The sequence below is a fragment of the Lentilactobacillus sp. genome (assembly GCF_040773105.1).
GTDB classification, from domain to species: domain Bacteria; phylum Bacillota; class Bacilli; order Lactobacillales; family Lactobacillaceae; genus Lentilactobacillus; species Lentilactobacillus parabuchneri.
On record NZ_JAXGWW010000212.1, the window covers coordinates 1 to 3,643 of the forward strand.

4 protein-coding genes and 1 pseudogene are annotated in these 3,643 nt (G+C 43.5%); all 5 read right to left on the reverse strand.

The window, feature by feature from the left end:
* Nucleotides 1–233, reverse strand: a pseudogene (locus AB3112_RS09500) (hypothetical protein); the annotation flags it as partial.
* Between the two features lies 1 nt (nt 234).
* Nucleotides 235–678 (reverse strand): CopY/TcrY family copper transport repressor, encoded by a 444-nt coding sequence (locus AB3112_RS09505; protein WP_057910954.1) that lies wholly within the window; start codon nt 676–678, stop codon nt 235–237.
* A gap of 221 nt (nt 679–899) precedes the next feature.
* Complete coding sequence (locus AB3112_RS09510; protein WP_084974632.1) at nt 900–1,394, reverse strand: GNAT family N-acetyltransferase; 495 nt, start codon at nt 1,392–1,394, stop codon at nt 900–902.
* Between the two features lie 139 nt (nt 1,395–1,533).
* Entirely contained in the window at nt 1,534–2,349 is an 816-nt protein-coding gene (locus AB3112_RS09515) for a hypothetical protein (RefSeq protein ID WP_084974629.1), read from the reverse strand.
* 26 nt (nt 2,350–2,375) lie between these two features.
* Nucleotides 2,376–3,299: a GH25 family lysozyme gene (locus AB3112_RS09520; protein WP_084974627.1), complete on the reverse strand. Its 924-nt coding sequence runs from the start codon at nt 3,297–3,299 to the stop codon at nt 2,376–2,378.
* Nucleotides 3,300–3,643: the final 344 nt, after the last annotated feature.

The following is a 3,643-nucleotide window of genomic DNA, read 5'->3' on the forward strand; positions in this document are numbered from 1 at the left end:
CCATGCATCATCATGTCGCCACCCATGTCCATATTATCGTGATCCATACCGGACATATCCATGTGGTCCATCTTCGAATGGTCCATGCCGCTCATATCATGTCCCATCTTTGAATGGTCCATGCTGCTCATATCGTGATTCATCTTAGAATGATCCATGCCATTCATATCATGATCCATATGATCCATTTTTGAGTGATCCATATCATTCATGTCATCCTTCATATTTGCCATTTCAACCATCCTCCTCGCATGTCATTTTCCCTGGTAAACAGTTGCACTGCACCATATCTGGAGCGGTCTTTTCTTTCTCAGCTAAAATCCGCTGTAATTCCGCAATATCTTTTTTCGAAAGTTCCCGGGTCTTAATCACTTGAGCAATCGTTGACCCGGCCCTCATCGCACACATATGGTCGAATAAGTCATCGGCTGCAGCAGACATCGATTCTTTTTCACCAACAACCGGTTCGAACGTGTATGGGCGCGTATCTCCAACCTGTTCAACCGCCTCTTTTTTAATCAATCGATGAAGCAGCGTCTTCGTGGTTGAGTCCGACCAGCCCTGAAGCTCAGCCATTGCATCAATTAATTCACGGCTGGTTGGTTGGCCCATCGTCCAAATTGCCCGCATCACTTCCCACTCAGAATCGGTAATGGTCACATTTTTTGCATCTATCATATTAATTAACCTCATTTTTTGAATTTTAAAGTTTACATTTGTAACTCTTATCAACTACCAGTTTACATATGTAACTTAGAAAATGCAAGCATCTGTCTAAATTATTTCAAATAAAAAGCACGGAACCCAATGGCACCGTGCTTTGACTGACTCATTATTGTTTATGAATCTGATATTGTCCTTTAACCGGGACCGTCTTACTTACAAGCCACTCCAATCAGTTAAAAATGTTTGCCCAAAATGTCTAAGCTCCGACGCTTCCCGTCCATTTCCGCCACATCGGGAAGATGCCCCCACACCTCAAAGCCGTTGTGTTTAAACAGCTTCTGGCTTGGGATGTTATGACTAAAAATAAAGGCCACCAACCCGTCAAGCCCCAAGTCAGGGAGTTGTTCCGTCACGAAATCAATTGTCTGTTGGCCTAATCCCTGGTGACGAAAATTCTCATCGATGTAAATGCTGATCTCAGCAGTTTTGTGGTATGCCGGCCGGCCGTAAAAGGACTCCAACCCGACCCAACCGGCGATTTGGGTTCCATCCTTCATAACCCAAAGTGGTCGCGTATCAGGATTAAACGCGTCAAACCAAGCTTGTCGTGACGCCACTGAAACCGGTTCAAGATCAGCGGTTGCCAGACGACTGGGAATAATTTGGTTATAAATTTCAACAATTCTTGGCAGTTGTGCTTGAGTTGCCATTTCATATCGGATTGACATTGAGACTTCCTCACTTTTTAGATTAATGTAGTCATTTTATGCTAACGAGCAACTTGTTGCAATATCGTAACCACCAACCATTCGGGCGCACAAAAAAACAGGCCTCCATCATCCGGAAACCTGATTATTCATATCCTGCTTATTTCATGCTGGCGGCCATTTTAATCGCAGTCGCTGGATCGTTGGCACGGAGGCGGTAGACAACACTGCCATTTTGCCAGGTGATCACTTGTGATTGACTACCCACATTGAATTTAACAACGCCTTGGGTATTTGGAGCCGGCAAGGCATAATTTTCAAACATTGACACGCTTGAAACAGCTAACTTCTTAGGCGTGGTATTGTTAACCGGACTTCCGTGAACGCTGATTGACCAATTCCCTTCATTCCAGGAAATATACTGCTGGCCGGCGCCTGACTGGGTGTGGCCGACGATCGAATGGCCAAGGTCAACCTTTGGCAGGCCCTTGATTTCTGAGGCAGCTGTGTAATCCAAATGACTCTGAGCCTCAGATGATGATGAATAGCTTCGTTTACTTAATACTGCGTAAGGTGTTTCGCTTTTAAGACTTGGATCATTCAACGCCAATGCGCTGTCTCCAAGGCTATAGTAAATGTTACTGTTGGCAGAATTTCCGTTGTATCTGATATGGACATTTTTCGATGTGTCGCTCAAGCCGGAATTCTGTGGTAATAATGTATCACTCAATTTACTTGAGAGATCCTTGGTCAACGATGAGAAATCATACGATTGACTATCGGATTGTGCGTGATTGGCACCTGAAGTGCTGGTTGCAGAAGCAGGTTGTTGGCTCGAACTGCTGGCGGTACTGCTGGAATTTTGCATATCGCTTTTAGACGCATTATTAGAGCTTTGCTTACTGGAATTGCCATTACTACAGCCGACAAGAACCAGACTCAGCAATAAAACGCCACCTAATTTATAAAGTTTCATGATTGACCTCCAGGTTGTTGTCCAGATTACTGAACATAATTCTTATTAGCAGTCAGATAACGCCCGTCTGCTGTTTCAAAATAATACGATCCACTGGCCCGTTTATGCACGGAACTAACGGCAACCTTTGTCCCGGCGTTGACCTTGACGACCCGATTGGCTTTTTTAAAGCTGGTTGAATCATATAAATAGATCTTCTTAAGGGTCTTCACGCTCGTGACAGCATCAGTGAAATAGGTTGGTTGAGCAACATCTTCAGACTGTGCGCCGCCGATCCACCAAGTGATTGGCTTGCTGGAATTTAAGATCGTGCTGGCGTCAACAGACTCTTTCAAAGCTGGAACGTACTTTTTGTTGGTATACTGCCACAAATCAGTTTGAATAGTTGGCCGTGACGAGTAGTTGGCAATCCACTGCGCATCAAAACTCTTGCGCGCGGTATTGGCATACGTCGTCGCAAATGATTGGTATGAATAGAAAACAAGCTTCTTGCTGGTCAGTGAACGCATTTGATTATACCACGCCTTCACTGCAGCATTCGTCGTTCCAGAAGTGACATCGTTTTCTTCATAGTCGAGAACATAAAACTTGGCGTCTTTGTTTGAGTGTTGATAAAAAACGTTGGCTTCATTGCGGGCGCTGGCTGCACTGGTGAAGGTTGCGTAATCGTATTCGCCAAACGGAATCCCGTATTGATCATACAAATTTGTATTATTGGTCGCATACTTATCTTGGTAATTGGCGCCGTATTGACGCCGATTAATAATAAATGAAACCTGTCCCTTTAAGTTGGCAACTTGGGTGCTGGTCAGTTTACCCTGCCACTCGGAAATATCTGGAATGATTGTTGTACTTGCAGATGCTTTGACGCCGCCAAAAAACGAAATTGACAGGATAACCGTCAGCACCGAAAGAATCATAATTCTAACCTTTTTATTGAATGCACCCATTTTAAAACCACTCCACATTTCTATTAATTTGTCCAAAAGATAAAATTGAACATCTGTCGCTCATTCACTCAACAAACATATGCCCAAATCGGTTTGAACACAATACGTGAAATGGCTGGTGCAGCAAATATTACAGCGCAAATGACTATTCTCGTAGTCGTTTTTTAACTTCTTTTCAAGAATATTATAAATGTGTAACATTACTTAAAAAACACCCATTCTACTATCGGCCATGATTTAATCGGAATGCTTGCCGAATTGGGCATACAAAAAGGGCCATCCAGGAATGGATGAAACCCTCTTGTCATTCATTATTTAATTGCTTGAGAAATTGCGGCATTGAC